This is a genomic window from Herbaspirillum sp. WGmk3 (assembly GCF_023952535.1).
Taxonomy (GTDB): Bacteria; Pseudomonadota; Gammaproteobacteria; order Burkholderiales; family Burkholderiaceae_D; genus Herbaspirillum; species Herbaspirillum huttiense.
In genome coordinates this window covers 1,119,798-1,142,103 of the sequence record NZ_JAKYWT010000001.1, presented here as the reverse complement: position 1 = coordinate 1,142,103, position 22,306 = coordinate 1,119,798, and the positions used below count along the sequence as shown (strand labels likewise).

Annotated in this window: 19 protein-coding genes; 9 read left to right on the top strand and 10 right to left on the bottom strand. The window is 65.3% G+C overall.

Going from position 1 to position 22,306, the window contains the following annotated elements; genetic code table 11:
- The first annotated feature begins 1 nt into the window (after position 1).
- On the top strand, positions 2-2,518 hold the full coding sequence (locus MKD49_RS05010; RefSeq protein ID WP_252695628.1) for a hypothetical protein: 2,517 nt from the start codon (positions 2-4) through the stop codon (positions 2,516-2,518).
- Between the two features lie 3 nt (positions 2,519-2,521).
- Here the strand turns inward: MKD49_RS05010 and MKD49_RS05005 are convergent, their stop codons facing one another.
- The 7 genes from MKD49_RS05005 to MKD49_RS04975 all read right to left on the bottom strand — a co-directional run bounded on the left by MKD49_RS05005 (position 2,522) and on the right by MKD49_RS04975 (position 8,540).
- Positions 2,522-2,881, bottom strand: coding sequence for a PleD family two-component system response regulator (locus MKD49_RS05005; RefSeq protein WP_252695627.1), 360 nt, complete (start codon positions 2,879-2,881; stop codon positions 2,522-2,524).
- Positions 2,882-2,970: 89 nt separating this feature from the next.
- A complete protein-coding gene (locus MKD49_RS05000; protein ID WP_209582479.1) occupies positions 2,971-3,390 on the bottom strand; it encodes a four-helix bundle copper-binding protein in 420 nt (139 codons plus the stop codon).
- 47 nt (positions 3,391-3,437) lie between these two features.
- Positions 3,438-4,298 (bottom strand): SDR family oxidoreductase, encoded by an 861-nt coding sequence (locus MKD49_RS04995; RefSeq protein WP_121043655.1) that lies wholly within the window; start codon positions 4,296-4,298, stop codon positions 3,438-3,440.
- 134 nt (positions 4,299-4,432) lie between these two features.
- On the bottom strand, positions 4,433-5,599 hold the full coding sequence (locus MKD49_RS04990; protein ID WP_252695626.1) for a cytochrome c: 1,167 nt from the start codon (positions 5,597-5,599) through the stop codon (positions 4,433-4,435).
- A gap of 3 nt (positions 5,600-5,602) precedes the next feature.
- Positions 5,603-6,421 (bottom strand): ABC transporter ATP-binding protein, encoded by an 819-nt coding sequence (locus MKD49_RS04985; RefSeq protein ID WP_252695625.1) that lies wholly within the window; start codon positions 6,419-6,421, stop codon positions 5,603-5,605.
- A complete protein-coding gene (locus MKD49_RS04980) occupies positions 6,415-7,449 on the bottom strand; it encodes an ABC transporter permease (protein ID WP_252695624.1) in 1,035 nt (344 codons plus the stop codon). Before MKD49_RS04980 ends, MKD49_RS04985 begins: the two co-directional genes overlap by 7 nt.
- A gap of 32 nt (positions 7,450-7,481) precedes the next feature.
- The gene (locus MKD49_RS04975; RefSeq protein WP_166675583.1) at positions 7,482-8,540 is read right to left on the bottom strand and encodes an ABC transporter substrate-binding protein; all 1,059 of its coding nucleotides are present in this window, start codon (positions 8,538-8,540) and stop codon (positions 7,482-7,484) included.
- Positions 8,541-8,783: 243 nt separating this feature from the next.
- Here MKD49_RS04975 and MKD49_RS04970 point away from each other — a divergent pair, with 243 nt between their 5' ends.
- The 8 genes from MKD49_RS04970 (at position 8,784) to MKD49_RS04935 (ending at position 15,704) form a co-directional block, all read left to right on the top strand.
- Positions 8,784-9,362, top strand: coding sequence for an OsmC family protein (locus tag MKD49_RS04970; protein WP_121043643.1), 579 nt, complete (start codon positions 8,784-8,786; stop codon positions 9,360-9,362).
- A gap of 139 nt (positions 9,363-9,501) precedes the next feature.
- Entirely contained in the window at positions 9,502-10,128 is a 627-nt protein-coding gene (locus MKD49_RS04965) for a cysteine dioxygenase (protein WP_121043640.1), read from the top strand.
- Positions 10,125-11,735 (top strand): rhodanese homology domain-containing protein, encoded by a 1,611-nt coding sequence (locus tag MKD49_RS04960; RefSeq protein WP_252695623.1) that lies wholly within the window; start codon positions 10,125-10,127, stop codon positions 11,733-11,735. Before MKD49_RS04965 ends, MKD49_RS04960 begins: the two co-directional genes overlap by 4 nt.
- A gap of 172 nt (positions 11,736-11,907) precedes the next feature.
- Entirely contained in the window at positions 11,908-12,582 is a 675-nt protein-coding gene (locus tag MKD49_RS04955) for a hypothetical protein (protein ID WP_252695622.1), read from the top strand.
- A 138-nt stretch (positions 12,583-12,720) separates the two neighbouring features.
- Positions 12,721-14,004, top strand: a complete 1,284-nt coding sequence (locus tag MKD49_RS04950; RefSeq protein WP_121043631.1) for a PP2C family protein-serine/threonine phosphatase — start codon at positions 12,721-12,723, stop codon at positions 14,002-14,004.
- A complete protein-coding gene (locus MKD49_RS04945; RefSeq protein ID WP_034336877.1) occupies positions 14,001-14,564 on the top strand; it encodes a SiaB family protein kinase in 564 nt (187 codons plus the stop codon). Before MKD49_RS04950 ends, MKD49_RS04945 begins: the two co-directional genes overlap by 4 nt.
- A 28-nt stretch (positions 14,565-14,592) precedes the next feature.
- Positions 14,593-14,982, top strand: a complete 390-nt coding sequence (locus MKD49_RS04940; RefSeq protein WP_034336874.1) for a DUF1987 domain-containing protein — start codon at positions 14,593-14,595, stop codon at positions 14,980-14,982.
- Positions 14,982-15,704 carry a GGDEF domain-containing protein gene (locus MKD49_RS04935; protein ID WP_034336871.1) on the top strand — a complete coding sequence of 241 codons (723 nt, stop codon included), beginning with the start codon at positions 14,982-14,984 and terminating at the stop codon, positions 15,702-15,704. The genes MKD49_RS04940 and MKD49_RS04935 overlap by 1 nt, the downstream gene beginning before the upstream one ends.
- Before the next feature lie 71 nt (positions 15,705-15,775).
- On the opposite strand, the gene MKD49_RS04930 is transcribed toward MKD49_RS04935, so the two are convergent.
- The 3 genes from MKD49_RS04930 to MKD49_RS04920 all read right to left on the bottom strand — a co-directional run bounded on the left by MKD49_RS04930 (position 15,776) and on the right by MKD49_RS04920 (position 22,288).
- Complete coding sequence (locus tag MKD49_RS04930) at positions 15,776-16,411, bottom strand: response regulator transcription factor (protein ID WP_121043628.1); 636 nt, start codon at positions 16,409-16,411, stop codon at positions 15,776-15,778.
- Positions 16,412-16,793: 382 nt separating this feature from the next.
- On the bottom strand, positions 16,794-17,768 hold the full coding sequence (locus MKD49_RS04925) for a diguanylate cyclase (protein ID WP_252695621.1): 975 nt from the start codon (positions 17,766-17,768) through the stop codon (positions 16,794-16,796).
- Positions 17,765-22,288 (bottom strand): CHASE domain-containing protein, encoded by a 4,524-nt coding sequence (locus MKD49_RS04920; protein WP_252695620.1) that lies wholly within the window; start codon positions 22,286-22,288, stop codon positions 17,765-17,767. Before MKD49_RS04920 ends, MKD49_RS04925 begins: the two co-directional genes overlap by 4 nt.
- Positions 22,289-22,306: the final 18 nt, after the last annotated feature.

Here is a 22,306-nt window from a genome sequence, read left to right as displayed (position 1 = left end):
CATGAAGTGTTCTGCCGCTGCCCCCCGCGCCACGGGCCAGCGCAGCCTGCCCCGCCTGGGCCGCATGACCAAAATCGCCTGCGCCGCCAGCAGCCTGCTGGTGCTGGGTGCGGCCACGGTGGTGGCCTGCGGGCCGGATTTCCCGCTGCAATTGCTGGATGACCGCGCCGGTACCCTCAGCAATACGCCCGCCAATTCCTTCGCCTGGGAAGCTGCGCACCTGGTGACGCCGGCCGACAAGCTGCAAGCCGATGAGCGCAGCGGCTACGAACAGGCCGCCGGCCAGCCTGACGATCCGCGCTCGCTGCGCATGATCGAGAAGGGCCAGCTGGAGGGCGCCCAGTGGGCTGCCCTGCAGGCCATGCGCGCCGCTTCCGATGGCGAGTCCGCCTATGCGGCCGGTGCGGCCCTGCCGCCTGCCATTCGTCTCTACACGGCAGGGGCGCAGGACTTTCGCGCCAATGCCCTGGCAGCGGCACGCCAACGTTTCGAAGCGGTACTGGCACTGCCGCCGCAGCAGGCCAGCGAACGCGCCGTGTGGGCGGCCTTCATGCTGGGCCGTCTGCACGCCATCGAGGGGCGGCGTGCCGAGGCGATTGCCAGTTTCACCAGAGCGCGCACGCTGGCCGCGGGCGGCGCGCCCGATCCGCTGGGGCTGGCCGTGGCCAGCTACGGCGAGCAGGCGCGGCTGATGCTGTCGGGGCAGAGCGGTCCCTGCAACTGGTCCGATTTCAATGAAGGGCGGGATTGCGGCGAGACCATCCCGCCGGCCGATTTCAAGCAGGCGATCCGCTTGTATGCAGAGCAGGCGGCACGCGGGTCAACCAACGCGCAGGATTCGCTGACGGCACTGGCCTCATGGAGCCTGGGACACGCCGACATCAGCGCGGCGCTGATCGATGATCCGGTCGCACAGCGCCTGCTGGTGGCCTATGCGCTGGCGCGCGTGGGCGACATGGCCGAAGGCAGCGGCAACGGCGACAGTTACTACGATCCGTCCGCGCCCAACAGCGGTTCGTCCGGCTATCCCGATGCGGCGCGCAGTGCCAAGGTCAAGCCCAACAGCGTTCTGGTGACCCTGGTCGATGCCCTCAAGCGGCGCGGCCTGGAAAAGATCGAAGGGGCCGACCGCGTGGCCGCGCTGGCCTATCGCACCGGCCGCTACGACCTCGCTGCCACGCTGGCGAACCGGCAGGAGACCGCCTTGTCCTGGTGGGTACGCGCCAAGCTGGCGCTGCGCAAGGGGGACACCGCCGCCGCCGTGCAAGCCTACGCGCGCGCTGCGCAGGCCTTCCCGCGCAATGACGCCAGCCTGGACCCATCCAATGCCAGCCTGCTCATGGGCGAACAGGGCGTGCTGACGCTCTCGCGCGGGCAATATGTGGAAGCGCTGGCGCAGTTCCACCAGGCTGCCAGCGACAGCGCCCGCCAGTCACGCGGTGGCTACTACGGCGACTATGCCTACGCCAATGACATGGCCTATGTGGCCGAGCGCGTGCTGACCACCGATGAACTGAAAACCTACGTCGATGCCCATGCCCCGGCCTCGCCCATGCCGGCACCGGAGGCCGTGGCCAAGGCGGTGCAGAAGCAGGGTGGAGGACCGCAGTCGGTGCGCTGGGTGGCCGTGGGCCTGTCGGCCATAACCGTCGAAGACAACCTGCGCCAGCTGCTGGCGCGGCGCCTGGTGCGCGACGGGCGCGTGGAAGAAGCGCTGCCCTACTTCCCGGACGATCGCGACGAGCGCTTCATCCAGAGCACCTACGATGCTGAGGGCCACGAAGTCCCGGCCGGCTGGCGCATGCGCGCCAAGGCGCGCGAGTACGGCCAGGCACTGGACCGCGGGCAGCATGCCTGGCGCGCCAGCAGCCGTGCCCAGGGCTGGTACGAGGCCGCCGTCATTGCGCGCCGCCAGGGCATGGAGATCATGGGCTATGAACAGGGACCGGACTATGCCGTCTACGGCGGCAGCTATCCGGGCGGTGCCGGACGCGGCATGGGTATGTATGGCAACGAGGACAAGCCATTGCCGGACAACCCGCAAGCCAGAGCCCAGGCCGATCTCCCCGGTCCGCTGGTGACCGACGGCGAGCGCCAGCGCTATGCCGCCACTGAAGCCAAGCCCTACAAGCGTTTCCATTACCGGGATATCGCGGCGGACTACGTCATGAAATCCGCCGATGCCTTGCCCGCGCGCTCGCAAGCCTTCGCGGCGGTGCTGTGCCAGGGGGTGAATTTCGTCTATTACGATCAGCCGCGTGCAGAACAACTCTATCTGCGCTACGTGAAGGAAGGGGCGGCGGTGCCGTTTTCGGCCGACTTCGGCCAGAACTGCGTGGAGCCGGATTTTGCCGCTGCCGCCCGCTTCCCGTACGTGCAGGCATGGCGCACCACGCGCCGCTGGGTGGCGCAGCATCGCGCGTTGAGCGCGGCGCTGTTGCTGGCGGCCGTGGCGGGCGCAGGATTGGGCGTGGCGCAATGGCGCCGCCGCCGGCGTGCGGCAAAGCCGGTCGCCTGAGTTTCAGTTGACCAGCTCGCGCTTCAATTCGGAGATGAGGGCGGGATGCAGCGAGCCGGCACAGAGGAAGGCCGGCCACTGCCCCTTGACCAGATCCATCTCGCGCTCATCGCGGCATAGCAGGATCACCGGCACGTCGGCCAACTGCTCCTGCGCCTTGAGGTAATGCGCCAGGCGCAGGCCACTCATGCCTTCCATGGCCAGCTGGGCCAGCACCACGTCGGGCCGGTCCAGGGCAATGTGCTCGATGGCGTCAGTACCGCTGCTGGCGATCTGGATGTCGATGTCGTTGATGGCCAGCCATTCGGTCAGCGCACGGCTGACTTCGGGCTGAGTGGTAGCGATCAGGGCGGTCTTGTGCATGAGCGGGCTCTCGCGAAGTCGTGGGGGCAAGCTCATCATGCACCGGCGGCAACATGCCTGCCATCGGGTTTTTCCTGAGCCCGGCCGCGCTACATGCTGCTCATGGCTTCGCAGCTTTCTGCGCAACGCTGGCAGGCAGCCGCACATTCCTGCATGCCCTCATTGTCGTTGCAGCGGTCCTGGCATTGGCGGCAAACTTCGGCGCAGACAGCGCAGATCTGCCTACAGTATTGTGAACCCGCCAATTGCCAGTTCGCCGAGAGCTGGCACAGTTCGGCACATTCCATCAGCAAGCGCACATCGTCCGCAGCCAGCTCCTGGGCGCCAGCCGGGCTGAGGCCAAAGGCTGCCTTGCGACAGGCGTCATGGCATTGCTGGCAGGCCTGCATGCAGGTCAGCATGGAGGAAGACGAGGAGCTCATCTGCTGGCTCTGTCTGGCTTGCGATGGGCTCGATTGGCCGACATTGCCGGTATCGAAGACGGTACGGGTGTCCTGGGTGGTGGTCATGATGCTCTCCTTGTATGGGTTGAGCCTGGCGATGTTTGCAGACATGCTCAGGTATTGACGATCTCCCCGCCATTGGGATGCAGCACCTGACCGGTCATGTAGGAGGCGCCTTCGGTGGCAAGAAAGACATAGGCCGGTGCCACCTCATCGGGCTGTCCCGGCCGTCCCAGCGGCACGTTCTTGCCGAAGCTGGCCACTTCTTCCTCACTGAAACTGGCGGGAATCAGGGGCGTCCAGATCGGCCCCGGTGCCACTGCATTGACGTGGATGCCGGCCGGTGCCAGCTGCTGCGACAGCGAACGCGTGAAGGCCACGATGGCGCCCTTGGTGGCGGCATAGTCCACCAGATGCTTGCTGCCGCGATACGCGGTCACCGAGGTGGTGTTGATGATGCGCGCGCCCCGCGTGAGGAAGGGCATGGCTTCCTTGACCAGATAGAACATCGAGAAGATGTTGGTGCGGAAGGTGTGCTCCAGCTGCTCGGCCGAGATCTGTTCGATGCTTTGTGCGGGGTATTGCTGGGCCGCATTGTTGACCAGCACGTCCAGCCTTCCATAGGCATCCATCACGGACCGCACGGCGCTGCGGCAGAACTCCGGCGAACCGACGTCGCCGGGGATCAGCAGGCAGGGTGCATCCATGGCCTGGATGTCTTTCTGGGTCAGTCGCGCATCCTCTTCCTCATCCAGATAGACGATGGCCAGCTTTGCCCCTTCGCGCGCATACGCCAGCGCCACGGCACGGCCAATGCCGCTGTCGCCGCCCGTGATGAGCGCGACCTTGCCTGCCAGCCGCCGTCCGGGTTGGCCGGCCGGTGCGCTGTGCGGGCGCGGGTGCATCTCTTGTTCGCTGCCGGGTTGATGGGTTTGGTGCTGGGGCGGAAGGCCTTCGGGTTTGGTATCGCTCATGCTGTCCTCCATGTATGGATGGCTTATAGTAAAAAGTCCATACGAGCCGGTCTGTAGTCCCGCACCGTGATGTGGGTGCGGTCGCTCACTGACGGTGATGACGGAGAGGCTGAAGATGAGGTGCGTGCCGACCTCTAATGCACGAAGCCGCCCTTGATGAAGCGTACCGGTTCGGCATCCATGGCAGCGATGAGCTGGTCGATGCCGCCGGCCGCTTCTGCATTCGCGGGCTTGGCCGCTGCGCCTGCCAGGGGAGAGCGGCACAGCATGTCGCTCTGCGACCAGGCCCCGTCGCTGCTGCGCGCACGCAGCCAGCCGTCGCGGTCGGCGATCAGTTCGGTGCCGGGCAATTGCGACACCGTCAGGCCCGTGAGGATGGCGATGGCGCGCAAGGCGCTGGCGTCATGGCTGGCGCAATCGATGGTGCCGACCGCGCTGCGCGGCGCACCAGCATCGCTGCCCAGCAGCACCGATTGCAGGCGCGGATCTTCCGCCGGTGCGCTGGCCCCCGCCACTACCAGCCGGATGCGCTGGCCCTGCCATTGCCGTGCATGCGTCACGCTGGCGCGGCGGCAATCCAGCGCCAGGTCGGGCAGGGCCACCGGACGCGGCCAGGTGCCGGTCTCGCGGGCCGCCACGCCGGCGGCATTGGCTTTCATGAAATCGATCAGGTCCCAGCGCTCGGTCACGCTCAGGCGCTCGGCATAGCCGGGCATGCTGCCCTTGCCATGACGCAGGCTCCAGTAGAGGTCGCCGTCGAAACGCCGCCACAGCAAGCCACTGGACAGGTTGGGCGGGGCGATCGGCAGCGACAGGGCAAGGGGCGTGTTGCCGCGTCCATCGGCGCCATGGCAGGCCAGGCAATGGCGTGCATAGACTTGCTCACCGCGCACGATGCTGGTGGCTGAAAAAGGCGCAGGAGAGGTCTGGAAACTGGTCGGCGTGGCCGCCGTGGTGAGCAGCGTGGCATCGGGCCATGGCGCGCACCAGCCCAGCGCCAAGGCGACGCCCAGCAGCGGCCAGCGGCCGCGCCGCCAGCGCCAGGCCAGGGCCAGCAGCAGCAAGGCTGCGCCCTGCCAGGCCAGCGCGGCGAGCAGGGCGCGCACCACGTTGCGGTCGATCAACATCACTTCGCCGGACAGGCGCAGTGCAAAGGGCCAGGCCGGCTGGCCATCGATGGTTGGCACCAGATGCAGCCAGCCCAGCAACTGCAACAGGCCTAGCTGCAATGCCTGCATGGTCTGCAGGATCAGGTTGATGCAGGCTTCCCAATCGAGCTGCAGGCTATTCGTCCACGACATCGCTTACCAGCTGTCATCCAGGCCCAGGTGGCGCAAGGCTTCGTGGCGCAACTGCGCCAGCTTCGGATCGCCGCGATGGCGCGGGTAGGGCAGGTCGACCTGGATCTCGGCGCGGATGGCGGCCGGCCGCTGGCCGAAGATGATGACCCGCTGCGCCAGGAACAGCGCCTCTTCCACATCGTGCGTCACCAGCAGCGAGGAGAAACCGCGCCGCTGCCACAGCGCCACCAGTTCGCTCTGCATGGACAGGCGCGTGAGCGAGTCCAGCTTGCCCAGCGGTTCATCGAGGATCAGCAGTTGCGGATCATTGACCAGCGCCCGCGCCAAGGCCACGCGCTGGGCCATGCCGCCGGAGAGCTGATGCGGGAAGACATCGGCAAACTCCTCCAGGCCCACCAGCGTGAGCGCATCGTCCACGCGATGGCGCTGCTGCTTGAGCAGGCCGCGTGCCTGCAGGCCCAGGGCGACGTTGTCCCAGACGGTGCGCCAGGGATAGAGCGTGGGGTCCTGGAACACCACGATGCGCGAGGGATCAGGCCGGGTGATGGGCTGGCCGTCTTGCCGGATGTGGCCGGCCGTGGCCGGTTCCAGCCCGGCCACCAGGCGCAGCAGGGTGGACTTGCCGCAACCGCTGGGACCGAGCAGGGCGACGAATTCGCCGGGCGCAACCTTGAGCGAAACCTCGTCCAGCACTTGCAGCGGGCCTTGCCCGCCCTTGCGCTCGAACCAGTGGCTGACCTGTTCGATATCGATCTGCGCGCCGGTCACGCCGGCCTCGGTAGTGGCCGACGAAACGGCGGCGGGAGAAGTGATGCTTACCATTTGACGGTGCCTTTCTGCCACGACAGGGCGTGATCGCGGACCTTGAACAAGAGCGTGATGAGTCCCGAGCACAGGATGGCCATCACGAACAGCGCCGCATACATGTTGCTGTAGGCGGCCCAGCCCTGGGCCCATTGCAGGTACCAGCCCAGCCCGGCTTTCACGCCCATCATCTCGGCCGTGACCAGCACCGAGAAGGCCGCGCCCAGTCCCATGAAGAGTCCGACGAAGACCTGCGGCAGTGCCGCCGGAATCGCGACCCGCAGCACCAGGAAGCGTTCCGACGCGCCCAGCGTGCGGGCCACGTCGTAGTAGCTCTTGCTGACGGCGGCCACGCCTGACCACGTGAGCACGGCAATCGGGAAGAAGCTGGCCAGTGCGATCAGGAACACCGCGGCGGCATAGCTGGAGGGCGCGAAGAAGAAGGCCAGCGGCAGCAGCGCCGAGGCCGGCACCGGCCCCAGGAAGCGCAGCACCGGATGCACCCAGTAACCGGCGATGCGCGACCAGCCTATCCATACACCGACCACGAAGCCGACCGTGGCACCGCTGGCAAAGCCGTGCGCCAGCAGCCGCAGCGAATGCGCGGTGGACAGACCCAGGCGCGGCCAGTCCTCGCCATAGACTTCGATGAGCGCTTGCGGCGGGGCGAAGAAGGGCGTGGGCAGCACGCCCAGCTTGGCGGTCAGGATTTCCCACACGCCCAGCAGCAGCGGCAGGGCGATCAGCCATTGTGCCGCCGGACGCAGCAGGAACACCACGCGCGCCGTCCACGGGCCGCCCACCGACAGCAGCGCCAGCACGGCCGCCACCGTCAGTGCGGCCACGCCGAATTCATCGGTATAGGCCCAGTCGGAAAATCCGACTTCCTTGTTCGGCCATTGCAGCACCAGCGTACCCAGTGCCAGCCAGGTGACGGCAGCCAGCAGGCCGCCGCGCCATAGATTCAGGCGGGCAACGCGTTGCAGAGCGGCCGCTGGCGGCGCAGCGCCAGCTTGCCCGGGCAGGTGATCAGTGGTGGTAGTCATGTCATGCTCCGTTGTAGAGGGCGGGCTGGCGATCAGGCCAGTACATCGACCGTCACGTGATTGGCGAAGCGCGCCGGATCGGTGCTCTTCTTGAGCACGCCTGCGGTGTGGAAATCACGCGCGAAGTATTCGACTTCAGAGCGCAGCACGGTGCCGGTCGGATGGTTGTGATAGGTGAGGTCGGTGAGCAGGGCGCGCAGGTCTTCCACCGGGATCTTGGGGGAATATTTGGCGTAGAGCTTGGCGGCTTCGTTGGGGTTTTCCGCCACGTAGTCCGAGGCCTGGATGATGGCGCGCACCACGGCTGCGGCCGCCGGCCGGTTGTTGCGCACGAACTCGCCACGCGCACCGGTGATGCAGCAGATCTTGTCCTGGTATTCGCCCTTGGCGTTGTTGCCGATCTCGGCGAAGACGCCGCGATTGCGCTTTTCGATCAGGTAGAGATTGGGGTCGCCGTCGGCGATGGCTTGCACTTCGCCTTTCTTGACGGCCACGTCCAGCAGGTCGGCCGGATAGACGCGCCACTCGACGTCCTTCTCCACATTCACGCCGCGCTTGGCCAGGTGGATGGCAAAGAAATTCTTGGCCGGGCTGTTGATGTCGGACACGCCGATGGTCTTGCCCTTGAGCTGCTTCCAGTCCGAGACACCGGCCTCCTTGACGCCCAGCATGCGCAGGCAGCCGCCGTGGGCCGAGCCGATCACCTTGACGTCGAAGCCCGATTCCAGCGGCTTGAGCCAGCGGTGGATCAGCCCCACGCCGACGTCGGCCTTGCCGGTGGCCAGGGCTTCGAGCAGCTGGTCGGTGGAGCCGCCCCAGTTGAGCAATTCCACCTGCAGGTTGTTCTTTTCGAAGAAGCCCTTTTCTTGCGCCACCACCACCGGCGAGAGGCAGAAGGCGACCTGGCTCCAGGCGAAGGTGACCTTCTGTGGCGGGCCGGCCGACCAGGCCTGGCTGGCCGCCAGCGTGCCGCCCACACCGGTCAGTGCGGCCAGCGCGGCACCGCCACCGGCACGCAGCAGGCTGCGGCGTTTGGGGCTGGCGAGATCGGCGTGGAGGTCTTGGTCGGGCAGCAGGATGTCTTGGGTCATGGTGGCGTGGCTCCGCAAATGGAAGGAAGGGGGCTGGGACCGGCATGGACAATGCACGCCCAGCTTTGTCAGAACGCCAATATGCAATAGCGCCGCGTGATCGCAAACGAACAAGATCGACAATGGATATGCGACAGGAAATGGCTATCGATATGCGGATTGCTTCCTTGCTCGCGGCCGTGGCGTGGCGGGACACTGGCTGCCTTTTTTCGCCTCATCCACCCTTGCCTGCAGGAGGACGCCATGACATCCCTGAACCATTACCTGAGTGAAAAACGCAGTGCCGTGCTGGCGCGTGAAGCCCTGATCGCGGCCGGCAATGCCGGCCCCAACCAGCTGGCTGCGCGCGTGAGCGCCGAGGGCCGCAGCGGCGTGCGCCGCATCCGCATCCGCGACCACCAGGTCATCAGCGACAGCCCGCCGGACTTCGCCGGCTACAACCTGGGACCGAGTTCGCCGGAGCTGCAACTGGGCGTGCTGGGTTCGTGCGTCACCCACATCTTCCTGATCCAGGCAGCGCACCGGCAGGTCCCCATCGATTCGCTGGAGGTGGAAGTCAGCGGCCGCATCGACCCGCGCGGCGGCCGTCCCGGCCATGAAGACATTCCGGTCTGGCCGCATGACATCGGCTATGTGGTGCATCTCGACTCGCCCGCGTCAAAGGAGGAAGTGCAAGCCCTGTTTGAAGCCGTGGAGGCGACTTGCCCCATCCTCAATCTGTTGAGGAACCCGCAGCAGATCCGCGCCGAAGTGCGCCATCGCCAGACCGAGGCCGCCGAGGCCAAGGCCGGCGGCCATGGTGCAGAAAACGTCATCGCCTGAAACGCCGCCTGCCTGCGCTGGCGACGCCGTGCAGGCCGGGTCGCAAGCGCATGGCGCAAATGATTTATAGTCTGGGTCTGAACCGGCGCAGACCGGTTGCTGCGGACCGCAGCCATCCGTTGTCCACAGAGAGGGAGACATGTCCACACCCGATTCATCCACCCGGCAGCTCTGGCGCTTGCGCGAGTTCGTGACCGGGTTTGCCGGGCTGCTCGATGCGCGTGCTGACCAGGCCGCCATCCTGCATGGCGGCGCTGCCTTGCTGCGCAACCTGGTGGCCCACGATGACTGGCTGCCGGATGCCTATGCCCAGCCGCATCCCGAGCGCTACCAGCAGTTCCTGCTGCATGCCGATTCGGCGCAGCGTTTCTCGGTGGTGAGCTTTGTATGGGGACCGGGCCAGCGCACACCCATACATGACCACACGGTCTGGGGTTTGATCGGCGTGCTGCGCGGGGCCGAGCATGCGCAGTCCTTCGCCTGGCAGGAGCAGCAGCTGCAGCCCGTGGGGGAACGCGCGCTGTTGCAGGCCGGGCAGGTCGAGGCAGTGTCGCCGGATCTGCCACCGCTGCACGATGTGCATCAGGTCAGCAATGCCTTTGCCGACCAGGTCTCGATCAGCATCCACGTCTATGGTGCCAACATCGGTGCCGTGCGGCGTTCCGTCTACCATCCCGATGGACGGCGGGTGCCGTTCATCTCCGGTTATTCCAATTCCACCTTGCCCAATATCTGGGACCAGTCCACCGACGCTGCCACACCATGAGTCAAGAACACGCTACTGCTTCCCTGCCCGTGAGTTCCTATGCTGAAGTCCGCGCCGCCTTGCTGGCGCGCGAGGAAATCGCCCTGCTCGACGTGCGCGAGGAAGCGCCGCATGCGCAATCCCATCCGCTGTTTGCCGCCAATTTTCCGTTCTCGCATCTGGAGTTGAATGCCTTTGCCCGGCTGCCGCGCCGCGATGTCCGCATCGTCACGCTCGATGATGGCGAAGGCCTGGCGGTCCGCGCCGCGCTGCGCCTGCGTGCGCTCGGCTACACGCGCGTGAGCGTGCTGGCCGGCGGCGTGCGGGGCTGGCGCGAGGCCGGGGGCGAGCTGTTCCAGGACGTCAACGTGCCCAGCAAGGCCTTTGGCGAACTGGTCGAATCGAAGCGTCATACACCGTCGCTGGCGGCCGAAGAGGTCAAGGCCCTGCTCGACAGCGGTCAAGACGTGGTGGTGGTCGATGCGCGCCGCTTCGACGAATACCAGAACATGAACATCCCCGGTTCCATCAGCGTGCCCGGTGCCGAGCTGGTGCTGCGCCTGCCCGCCATTGCGCCCGATCCCAGGACGCGCGTGATCGTCAACTGTGCAGGCCGCACGCGCAGCATCATCGGTACGCAGTCGCTGGTCAATGCAGGCCTGCCCAATCCGGTCCATGCATTGCGCAATGGCACCATCGGCTGGACGCTGGCGGGGCAGACGCTGGAACACGGACAGGCACGCCGCTTCCCGGAAACGGTCGAGGCCAGCCAGCGCGAACAGGCGCGTCGGCAGGCGCGCAGCGTGGCTGATCGTGCGGGCGTCAAGCGCATTGCACTGGCACGCCTGGGTGAACTGGCGCAGCCGGACCGCACCGTCTACCGTTTCGATGTACGGACGCCCGAGCAATACCGATCCGGACATCTGCCGGGCTTCCTCTCCGCGCCTGGCGGGCAGCTGGTGCAGGAAACCGAGATGAATGCCCCCGTGCGCGGTGCCCGCATCGTGCTGGTGGATGACGATGGCGTGCGCGCTGACATGACTGCCTCATGGCTGGCACAGATGGCGTGGGAAGTGTTTGTGGTCGACGGCGTGACGGCGGCCGATTTCACGGTCAGCGGCGACGCCCCGCGCGAGCTGCCGGTGGCGGCACTGCGGCCCGAGCAGCGCATCAGCGCGCAGCAGTTGCAGCGCTGGCTGCAGGCCAATGACGGTACGGTGGTGCTGGATGTGGCCCTGAGCGCGCGCTATGTGGCCGGACATGTTCCGGGGGCCTGGTTCGTGTTGCGCTCGGAGATGGCGGCGGCAGCGCGCCGCTTCCCCTCGGCCACGCGCTTCGTGATCACGTGCGGCAGCGCCTTGCTGGCGCAGTTTGCGGTGCCGGACCTGCAGGCGCTGGTGAGCCAGCCGGTGTTCCTGCTGGAGGGCGGCAACGCGGCCTGGTCACAGGCCGGCCTGCCGCTGGAGAAAGGCGAGACCCATCTGCTATCGCCGCGCATCGACCGCTATCGCCGTCCCTATGAAGGGACCGACAATGCGGCCAGCGCCATGCAGGCTTATCTCGATTGGGAATTCGGCTTGGTGGAACAATTGGGGAGGGATGGGACGCATGGGTTCTTCGTGATCTGAAGAACGCGTGTCGTCTGGAAGAAATTTGATCGTTCAAGCTTGAAATGAAAAACGGCCCACCGAAGTGGGCCGTGTTCCATATCATCTGTCCTGTGGGGGAGGCTGACGCCCGCGTGTCCACAAGCTCACCGAAAAATGGTAGCACACGTGGCAATGGATAGGAAGATGGAACATGGGCAATACCTTGACGGCATCGCAAATCGACAACATCATCGGCGCGCTTTCAGCCACCCGACTGGCGACTTTCCAGGGCGCGGCGGGTTTCTCCGCCAATACCCATCCCATCGACAAGTACAGCTGGCATGCCTTGATGTCTGCGGCCTTCTTTGCGTCATTGCATGTGTGCGAGGTCACTGTCAGAAATGCCGTGGACAGCGCCCTTTGCAGTACCTATGGGAAGGACTGGCCATGGAATCGCAATTTCGAGCGCAGCCTGCCCAATCCCAAAGGACCGCATTTTCAGCCCCAGTCCGAGTTGATGCGTGCGCGGGGAAAAATGCAGAGCGGTGCCACAGGCAAGGTCATCGCCGAGCTCAGGTTCGCTTTCTGGTGCCATCTGTTCACCGTGCGCTATCAAGGACGTATCTGGGACAGTCAGATCCTGCATTGCTTTCCCAATTTTCCGCATCCGGTTCGGCCCGCACAAGCCCGGCAGGTGATTCACGCGGAACTGGAGCGCTTGCGCAGGTTCCGCAACCGTATCGCTCATCACGAGCCGATTCTGGCCGATCCGCTGGCACATCTGCAGTCGAGCATCCAGTCGCTGCTGCATTGGCGTTGCGCCGATCTCGCTGGTTGGCACGCGCAGTGGGAAACGGTCACTCGCCATTTGCAGTGCAAGCCGTGAACGCGGATCGCGATGCGATGCGATGAGACTGTCCGTCTCGTTTGCAAGATAACTTGTCGCTTAACAGCGTCACATTGTTGTCACAGGAATGAAATATGATCCGCGGTCTATCCAAAAATCACGACGCGGGCGAGCACGGTGGAAAGTCATTTCAGTCTGACTCCGGCGACAGGGAGCAAGTTGTTCCAACCGACAGCGGGAGCGCTGGCGGTCCAGGTGCCGGTGGTGCAGTTCGATGAGAACAACGCTACCGTCCTGGAGATCTTCGGCCAGCACAAGGAGCTGGTGAGCCTGCCCGTGGTGGAGCGGCAGCGGCCCATCGGGCTCATCAGCCGCCACATCTTCATGTCCCAGATGTCCAAGCCGTATCACCGCGAGCTCTACGAGCGCAAGAGCTGCATCGCGTTCATGGACAAGGACCCCCTCATCGTCGAAGCCGATACCCCCATCGAAACTCTGGGTGCGCTGGCCGTGGCCTCGGGCGACAAGACCCTGGCCGATGGTTTCATCATCGTCGACCAGGGCCAGTTGGCCGGGCTCGGTGCGGGCCTGGCCCTGATGCGCGAACTGGTGGCGATGCAGGAAGAGAAGAATCGCCAGGTCATGCAAAGCATCGACTACGCCAGCGTGATCCAGCGCGCCATGCTGAGCGCCTCGCGCGCGGCCATGACCGAGGCGCTGGCCGATGCCTGCCTGGTGTGGGAACCGCGCGATGTGGTCGGCGGCGACTTCTATCATTTCGAACCGCATCCCGGCGGCTGGTTTGCTGCGGTCGCGGACTGCACCGGCCATGGCGTGCCGGGCGCCTTCCTGACCCTGATTGCTTCCTCGTCACTGAAGCAGGCGCTGGAACTGCACGGCCCGCACGATCCGGCACGTCTCATGCGTGAAGTGAACCGCAGCATGAAGCGCGTGCTGGGACAGCACGGCCAGTCCGGCAAGCCCTCCGAATCGGACGACGGCATGGATGCCTGCTTCTTCTGGTTCGACAGCGCCACCCGCACCCTCACCAGCAGCAGCGCCAAGATGCCGCTGTTCCTGCTGGTGGCCGATGGCACCGAGGTGCTGACCATCGAAGGCAAGCGCGTCGGCTTGGGCTACGTCGATACGCCCGACGACATGCAGTGGGACAACCACAGCCAGCACCTGGCGCCGGGGTCCATGATCTTCGTCTGCACCGATGGCGTGATCGACCAGATCGGTGGCCCCAAGCACATCGCCTTCGGCAAGCAGCGCCTGCGCCGTACCCTGCTGGAACACGGCAGCCTGGCCATGCCGGCACTGGGCCGCGTGGTGATGGACATCCACGGGCATTACCAGGGCACGCAGCGGCGGCGTGACGACATCTGCTTCTTCGGCGTCCGCCTGGATGCCGCGCAGCCAGGCTCTCAACCAGATTCTCAACACGGAACACACGCATGAACGGTATCCAGCAGGAGTGGGCGGAGTTCCACAGCTATGTCGCACGGCGCGACATCGTCTTCTACTACGTCGGCTATTTTTCCCAGACCATCATCGCCGCCATGGCCGAGGCCGTGAAGCTGCGCGCCGAGCATACCGGCGCGCTGGCGCAGACCCGGCGCAAATTGTTCTCTTCCTTCATCGAGATGGCGCAGAACATCGTGCACTACTCGGCAGATCTGCATGAGAAGGAAGGAAAAGTCACAGAGCCGCCAATGCGCCATGGGGCGGTCTACATCACCCAGACCGATGGCCGCTACTTCCTGCATTGCGCCAATCCGGTCGATGCCGAGATGGCCGACAAGCTGCGCGAGAAGCTGGAACACCTGCGCTCGCTGACCAATGAAGAAATCAAGGCGGCCTACAAGGAAATGCTGCGCGCCGAAACACCGGCCGACAGCAAGGGTGCGGGCCTGGGTTTCCTGACGGTGGCGCGCGATGCCAGTGCACCGCTGGACTTCGAATTCTCCCAGCCCGCCGCCGATGGCGCGCAGACCTTCTATCTCCGGGCCACCATCTGAGGGCCCGCTGCCTCTGACACACGACACCATGGACAATTTATTCATCGCCGCCAGCGCCAGCTCTCCCGAAGTGGACTTCCGCTTCGACCAGCGCACGCTTTCGCTGAAGGGCGAATCCTATCCCGAGAATGCCGCCCAGTTCTGGGGCGAGATCATTACCACCTTGCGCCGCTTCCTGGCCGACGATGAGCAGGGCAGCACCATCACCGTCAACGTGGCGCTGGCCTACTTCAACAGCTCCAGCACCAAGATGCTGTTCTCGCTCTTCGATGCCCTGAACGAGAAGGCCGAGAGCGGCACCGAAGTGGTCCTCAACTGGTACCACGACGAGGAAGACGACACCATCTTCGAATTCGGCCAGGAGCTGCAGGAAGATTTCGCCGCGCTGGTCTTCCACGATCACGCGGTCCAGAGCTGATGGACGGCGGCGACCTTTTCGCGGCCGAAGCCGAAGCCCTGCACCGCGCCAATGCGGTGCTGGCCGATCCTGCCAGCGAGCCGGCCAGCCATCGCGCAGCGCTGGAAGAACTGGTACAGCACTATGGCCAGCTGATGCGACAGAGCCGCCGCCTGATTTCGCGCAGCGACCGCACCGAGCGCGAACTGAACCTGCTCAATGCGCGCCTGAAGCAACTGAGCGATGAGCTCGATTACAAGGCGCGCCATGACAATCTCACGGGTGCGCTCAATCGCGGCGCTGTGTTCGAGCAGGCGCACCAGATCCTGCAGCAATCTCCGATGTCCCTGATCGTGCTGGACATCGATTTCTTCAAGCGCATCAACGATGAATTCGGCCACCCGGCCGGTGATGCGGTGATCCGCGAGCTGGTAGCGCGCCTGCGCACCACGCTGGCAGGCAATGGCGTCATCGGGCGCGTCGGCGGCGAGGAGTTCACCATCCTGCTGTCCGGCGTGGCGCTGGAGCAGGCCGTGATCCTGGCCGGACGGATTCGCCAGGCGATTGCCGGTGACCGCTTCCAGTGCCTGCCGGCGCGGCCGGTCACCTCCAGCTTCGGTGTGGCCTGGGCCGCCGCCGGCAGCGATTTCGAGGAAGCCTACGCGCGCGCCGACCAGGCCTTGTATCAGGCCAAGCGCGGTGGACGCAATCGGGTGGAGTCGGAGGAATCGGTCACCGGCTGAGCTCCGGTGACCGTGATGGAGCGGGGGCAGGGCAAGTGGGCGGTATCGGCCGCCCCGTCAGTTTTCTTCACTCAGTAGCGCGTCATCGCCGCCACCAGCGCGGCCAGCGAGCCCGCGTTCATCTTGCGCATGACCTGCTGGCGATGGGCCTTCACGGTCCGTTCCGAGGTCCCCAGTTCGGCGGCGATCTGCTTGTTCAGCCGTCCTTTCACCAGACGTTCCAGCACTTCGCGTTCGCGACGGGTGAGGGTCTTGAGGCGCTGGTGATGCTCCTGCCGCTGCTGCATCTGCGGGCCCGATTCATCGAAGGGCATCAGCGCCCCGCGGAAGGCTTCCACCAGCTGCTGGCGCACCATCGGCTGGGTGCCGGCATCGCCGGCCGGACCGCTCATGAGGCGCTGGCCGGGGTCGTGCGGGCCGTAGCGCTTGTCCTCCGGGGAGGAGGCCGGCGGTGCGCCGGTGATGACGATCAGTGGCCGGCCCAGTTCACGTTCATCCAGCAGCGAGCGCAGACGTGGCGCGTCGAGGTTCTGCATGTGGACTTCCAGAACCAGTCCGCCACGCGCGGTACCGGTGGTGTGCTGCAGAAACTGGTCGGCCGAGGGGTGATGGGCGACATGGAATCCGGCGGCTTCCAGCAGCCGGACCAGCGGTCCGCCGTGAGAATCTTCACCACCGACGATATGAGCGAGATGTGCAGTTGTCATGTTTTTCTTCCTTGACCGATAGGGACGCATCGAACGGGTTCAATGGGCTTCACCGCTCCCTTGCCGGGGAAACTGTTGCAGTTGACAAGGACATGCGGGAAGAAAAACGCAGTTTTACCGGGATGTCGAAAATAGTCGACGAAGCTTGAAATTCAGGCCGGTAAGTTCAAATTTATTCGGAAATTTCCTCGTTATTTTTCGATATCGTGTTGCGGCGCAGTGGCCGATGAGGGCAAGCGGCCGAAATGCCGGCCTGATCGCCATCAGGAAGACGGCCCTCGTCCTCCTGGCATGCGGCTTGATGCGCACCGCCAACTCCAGCGCCAACGCCAACAGCCGGCTCATTGCCGGCTGCGTTGTTCGGACGGTGCTGCAGCGGGGATCAGGACGCTGAGGACTGCAAGGCTGCGTCCTCGACGGGGGGGGCGCAATACACCTGCGCCCGGCCGTGCGCTTTGGCCTGGTACAGGTTCTGGTCGGCCAGGGCAATCAGCGCGGCCGGCGTGCTGCTGTGACCGGGTACATCGACCGAGGCCACGCCGATGCTGAGCGTGACGAATTCGCTGGCTTCGGAGCGGGCATGCGGCAGGTGCAGGCGGGCCACGGCGTCGCAGACGTCGCGTGCCAGTTTCAAGGCCTGCTCGCGGCCTGCCATGGGCAGGATGCAGGCAAATTCCTCGCCGCCGTAGCGCGCCACGCAATCATAGCTGCGGTGGAAGTTGCTGCGGATGGCGTGCGCCACTTCGGCCAGGCAGTGGTCGCCGGCCTGGTGGCCGTAGTGGTCGTTGTACTTCTTGAAGTAGTCGATATCGATCATCAGCAGCGACATGGCCTGGCCGGAGCGCTTGCACAGCTCCCATTTCTCGGCCAGCTCGCTGTCGAACTTGCGGCGGTTGAACAGGCCGGTGAGCGAATCGGTGACGGCGATGTTGCGGTAGAAATCGGATTGCAGTTTCAGCGTCAGGTGCGTCAGCACGCGCGCCTTGAGCACCGTGCCGTTGATCGGTTTGCTGATGAAATCCACGCCGCCCGCATCGAAGCCCTTGACCTCGTCTTCCTCGCTCTGCAAGCCGGTCAGGAAGATCACCGGAATGCCCAGCGTGGCGGTGTTCTGCTTGAGCCGTTCGCAGGTCTCGTAGCCGTTCAGGCCGGGCATGTTCACATCCATCAGGATCAGGTCCGGCACCACCTTCTCGCACAGCTCGATGGCCTGCAGGCCGCTGGTGGCCATGAAGATCTCGTAGTCACCCTTGAGCAGGGCATTGGCGAGACGGATGTTGATGGGCTGGTCATCGCACAGCAGTACGCGCGGACGGCTGCCGCGCAGGGATGAGAGTTCTTCCAGGATGCGTTTCAACGAGGTTCTCCGAAATGGTCATCGAGATGGGCCAATGCCGCCGGGAAGTCGAGTTTCTCGATCAGTTCCCACAACTGCTGGTAGCGCGTCTGCTGCATCAGCCCATGGCGCTTGCCGATGGCTTCGGCCAGGTCCAGCGCTTCGAGGTTGCTCGACAATAGCAAGGCCCGCAGCGCCTGCCTATCAGGAAAATCGGAAGCCTCTGCTGTCGCTGTCGCCGTCGCCGGCTCCGCGCCGGCCTGCGGCGCAGCCGGCCCCGGTGAGCCGGAAACACCCTGCAGCGCCTGCATCGCCAGTTGCTGCAAGACCACACCCGCATCGCGCCGCACCGCGACCAGTTCTTCGCGCCAGGCCGGGAAAAGACGATCGGACGGCACTCCTTCGCCAGCGCGGCACACGCGCTCGCTCCCGGCGAAATACGCCGCCAGGCCGCTGGCCCCGATGGTGGCGCACAAGCCCTTGAGCGCATGGGCGGCCTGCTCGATGCCGCCCTGCGAAGCCTGCGCCAGCGCCGCGTCGTAGTCCGCGAAGAGGCGTTCCAGTTCCGGCCCGGCGGCATCCAGCGTGGTGCGATAGACGTCGCTGGCCTGACGGTAGCGGCGCATCAGGTCAGCGTAGACGTCGACCTGCTGGCGGTCGGCGGGCTGTATGTCCACGCGCGTGGCCTCGGCGGGCAGCGTCTCTTGCGCAGCGATGCTGCGCTCATGCTGGAGATGCGCCAGCAGTGTCGGCACCAGCGTACTTACGTCGATGGGCTTGGCGATGTGTCCCGCCATGCCGGCATCGATGCAGCGGCGGCGGTCTTCCGGCGAGGCATTGGCGGTCATGGCCAGGATCGGGATGTGGCGCAGATCCTGCTGGCGGCGGATGCGCCGGGTGGCTTCGATACCGTCGATGCCGGGCATCTGCAGATCCATCAGGATCAGGTCGTAGTGGCGCTCCGGATCGCAGGCCATGGCCACGCCCGTGCTGCCATTCTCGGCGCAGCTGATGTGCGCGCCATACAGGGACAGCAGGCCGGTGGCGACCTGGCGATTGACGGCATTGTCTTCCACCAGCAGGATATGCACGCCTTCCAGTTCGCGCGCGGCCTCGCCGGCGGGCGCATGCTCGGCCTCGGCAGGCTCGTCCGCTGCACGCGCCTGCGACAGCGGCGTGGCGTCCTCGATTTCCATGGGAAGGTCGAACCAGAAGCGGCTGCCGCGTCCCGGTTCGCTGCTCACCTGCAACTGGCCGCCCATGAGCTGCACCAGATGGCGGCTGATGGCCAGCCCCAGCCCGGTGCCGCCATAGCGGCGGGTGGTGGAGGCTTCGGCTTGGGTGAAGGCATCGAAGATGTCCTGCAGCCGTTCCGGGGCAATGCCGATGCCGGTGTCGCTGACTTCCACCCGCAGCATCACTTGCCGGGTGCTGTCCGCCGCCAGCCGCCGCAGCTCCACGTCAATGCGGCCCAGATGCGTGAACTTGAGCGCATTGCTGATCAGGTTCACCAGCACTTGCTGCAGTCGATAGACATCGCCTACCACGCGCTGCGGCAGGTCGCCATCCAGCTCGATGTGCAGGCTGACGCCCTCCTGCGGCGGGTTGCCGGCCAGGATCGCGGTCAGGTCGTGGCGGAAATGCTCCAGCGAGAACGCCTGCATATCCAATTGCACCTGCCGGGCATCCATCTTGGAGAAATCCAGCAGGTCATTGAGCAGGTTGAGCAGGGACTTGGCCGAGATCTCGGCCTTGTTCAGGTAGTCGCGCTGGGCCGGTTGCGGTTGCGTTCTCTGCAGCAGCTGGATCATCCCCAGTACGCCATTCATGGGGGTGCGGATCTCGTGGCTGACGCTGGCCAGGAACAGGCTCTTGGCGGAGTTGGCCTGTTCGGCCTTCAGACGCGCCTCGACCAGGTTGTTTTCGAATTCGATGCGCTGGGTGATGTCCAGGTTGATGCCGATCACGCGCACCGGCGCGCCCATGCCGTTGCGGTCGACGTGGGCACGTGCCTGCACGAAGCGGATGCTGCCGTCGGCGCGCACCACGCGAAACACCGGCTCGAATTCTCCGGTACCGGCCAGCGCCGCCTGCAGGGCCGATTCGACATAGCCGACATCGTCGGGATGCACGCGCCTGCGCCAGCCCTCATAGGTGGTCACCTGCCCGCTGCGGCCATCGCCGATGCCGTAGATCTCGGCGATCTGGCGGTTGAACTCAAAGGTGTCCCCGGTACGGTCCCAGACCCACACGCCCAGCTTGGCCACTTCGGCGGCCAGCATCAGCTGGTCGCGGGCGGCCGCCAGTTCGGCTTCCTGCTGGCGCTGCAGGCTCATGTCCATGGCGATGTAGAGGTCGCCGATGTGGCGCTGGCGGTGATCCAGCATGGAGGTCTGCTGACGCGTGACCGGCAGCGTCACGCCATCCTTGCGGCGGTAGCGCAGGTCGCTGACGGCCTTCTCGTCCAGTGTCGCCTGGGCGCGGATGGCGGGATGGTTGAGGCGGCCCGAGAAGGCTTCCTCCTTCATCTGCCCGATCACGTCCTCGGCGCGATAGCCCAGCATGCGTTCGGCCCCGCGATTGAACAGCGTGATCACGCCGTCCGGTGCCGTGGCGATGATGGCTACGCCGGTGGCCGAACTGAGCACGTTGTTGAGCAGGGCGTTGGACTGCTGCACCTGGTCCAGCAGCGACTGGTTCTGGGCCAGTGCCTCGCTGAGCTGGTTGCGGTTGTGGGTGATCTCGGTGACGTCGTGCGCCACGACATAGAAGCCGTTGACTTCACCTTGTTCGTTGACGTCGGGGATGTAGGTGGTGAGGACGTGCTTGTAGCCGTTGACGGCATCGGTGAAGGTGCGCTCGAAGGTTTGCTTCTCTCCGGCCAGCACCGCGTCAATATGGGGCAGGGCGCTTTCATACAGTTCCGTGCCGACCAGATCCAGCATGTACATGCCGGTGATTTCCCCATGCTCACGCCCGAAGACACGCTCGTAGGACGCATTGGCGAAGCGGTTGATGAGATGCTTGTCCCAGTAGCCGACCAGCGAGGGCATGACGTTGAGCACGGTCTGCAGCATGGTTTTGGCCTGGTGCAGCGCATGGGTGCGCTGCTGCACGGTCAGCTCCAGTTCCTCGTTGATGCGGTGCAGCTGGCGCTCGATGCGCTTCTCGCGGGTGATGTCGCGCAGCATGAAGGCCTTCCCGATCTGCCGGCCTGCACCATCGCGCAGCGGGAACATCAGGGCCGAGGCGTAGCGTATCGACTCGCCCTGCAAGCTGATCACGTGGGGCTCCTCCTGCTGGCTGGTGCCGGGACTGAAGCCTGGGGAAGTGGAGCGTGTACTGCCCTGCTGGTCCAGCTCGCGCAGCGCTGCGTGCGTGGAGAGGGCCGTGCCCAGTGCACGTCCTTCGGGCAGGCCCAGGGTGTCGCTGGCCCCCCGGTTCCATGAAGTGATCAGTCCCCGGGCATCGGTGGTGACGATGGCGTCGGGCGAGCTGTCCACCACGGCAGCCAGCAGGGCACGGGCTTCCTGCAGCTTGCGTTCACGGGTGGAGAAAACCTGATAGGCCAGCGCGCTGGCCAGGATCAGCATGGCCAGCGTGATGCAGGAAAGCAGCGTGGCACGATCACTGATGAACTGGTGGGCCTGCGCGTATTCGGGAGCGGCCCGGATGCTCAGTTTCCAGGCCCGGCCATAGAGAGGTACGGCCGTTTCCAGACTGACGGCACCCTCGATCTGGTCAAAGCCGCTGCTGCGGAACAGCTCGACGGCTGCGGTATTGCTGGCGACGTCCTCCACCAGAATCTCCAGCGCATGCATGTTCCAACGCCGGCTCAGTTCGGAGAGGATGTCATGCACCGACAGCGGCGCGTAAGCCCAGCCGAGGATTCTTTCCTGACGCTGCTCCATGGTCGGCGGCGTGACCGAGCCGGCATAGATGGGCAGCAGGAACAGATAGGCATTGGCCGTCCGGCCTTCCTTCTGCACCAGCCTGATCGGTGTGGTCAGTTCCGCGCGGCCGGTCAGCATGGCGTGATCGGCGGCCGAGCGGCGTTCCGGCGACGAGGCGATGTCCAGGCCCAGGGCCGGCCGGTTGGGGGCGAGGGGCTCGATGTATTCGATTACGTAGCGGTCGCCGGGGTTGTCGGCGAGCTGGGTGATGCCGGAAAACAGCAGGCGGTCTTCGCGCATCTTCTTCTCGTAGGCGGGCAGCGCCGCGAGCGGAACGTGGCGGATGAAGCCGAATCCGCCGGCCCAGGGAAATTCCTGAGCCAGATCGCGGCTGTCCATGTAGCGCAACAGTTTTTCGCGGCTCAGGTCGTCCGCACCGATGGCCAGGATGGCCCCCCGGGTACCACGCAGGCCGTGTTCGTAACGGCGCAGCAGGGATTCGATGTCGTCGCGGATCCAGCGGCTGTCCAGCGCCAGGCTGTCGCGTACCTCCTTCTGGTTCAGGTGCGACAGGCCGGCCACGCCGGCCAGCAAGAGGCTGAAGGCGATCAGCAGGAACAGGCAGGTATTTCGGGTGATTCTTGTCATGGTGTCATTTTTTATAGT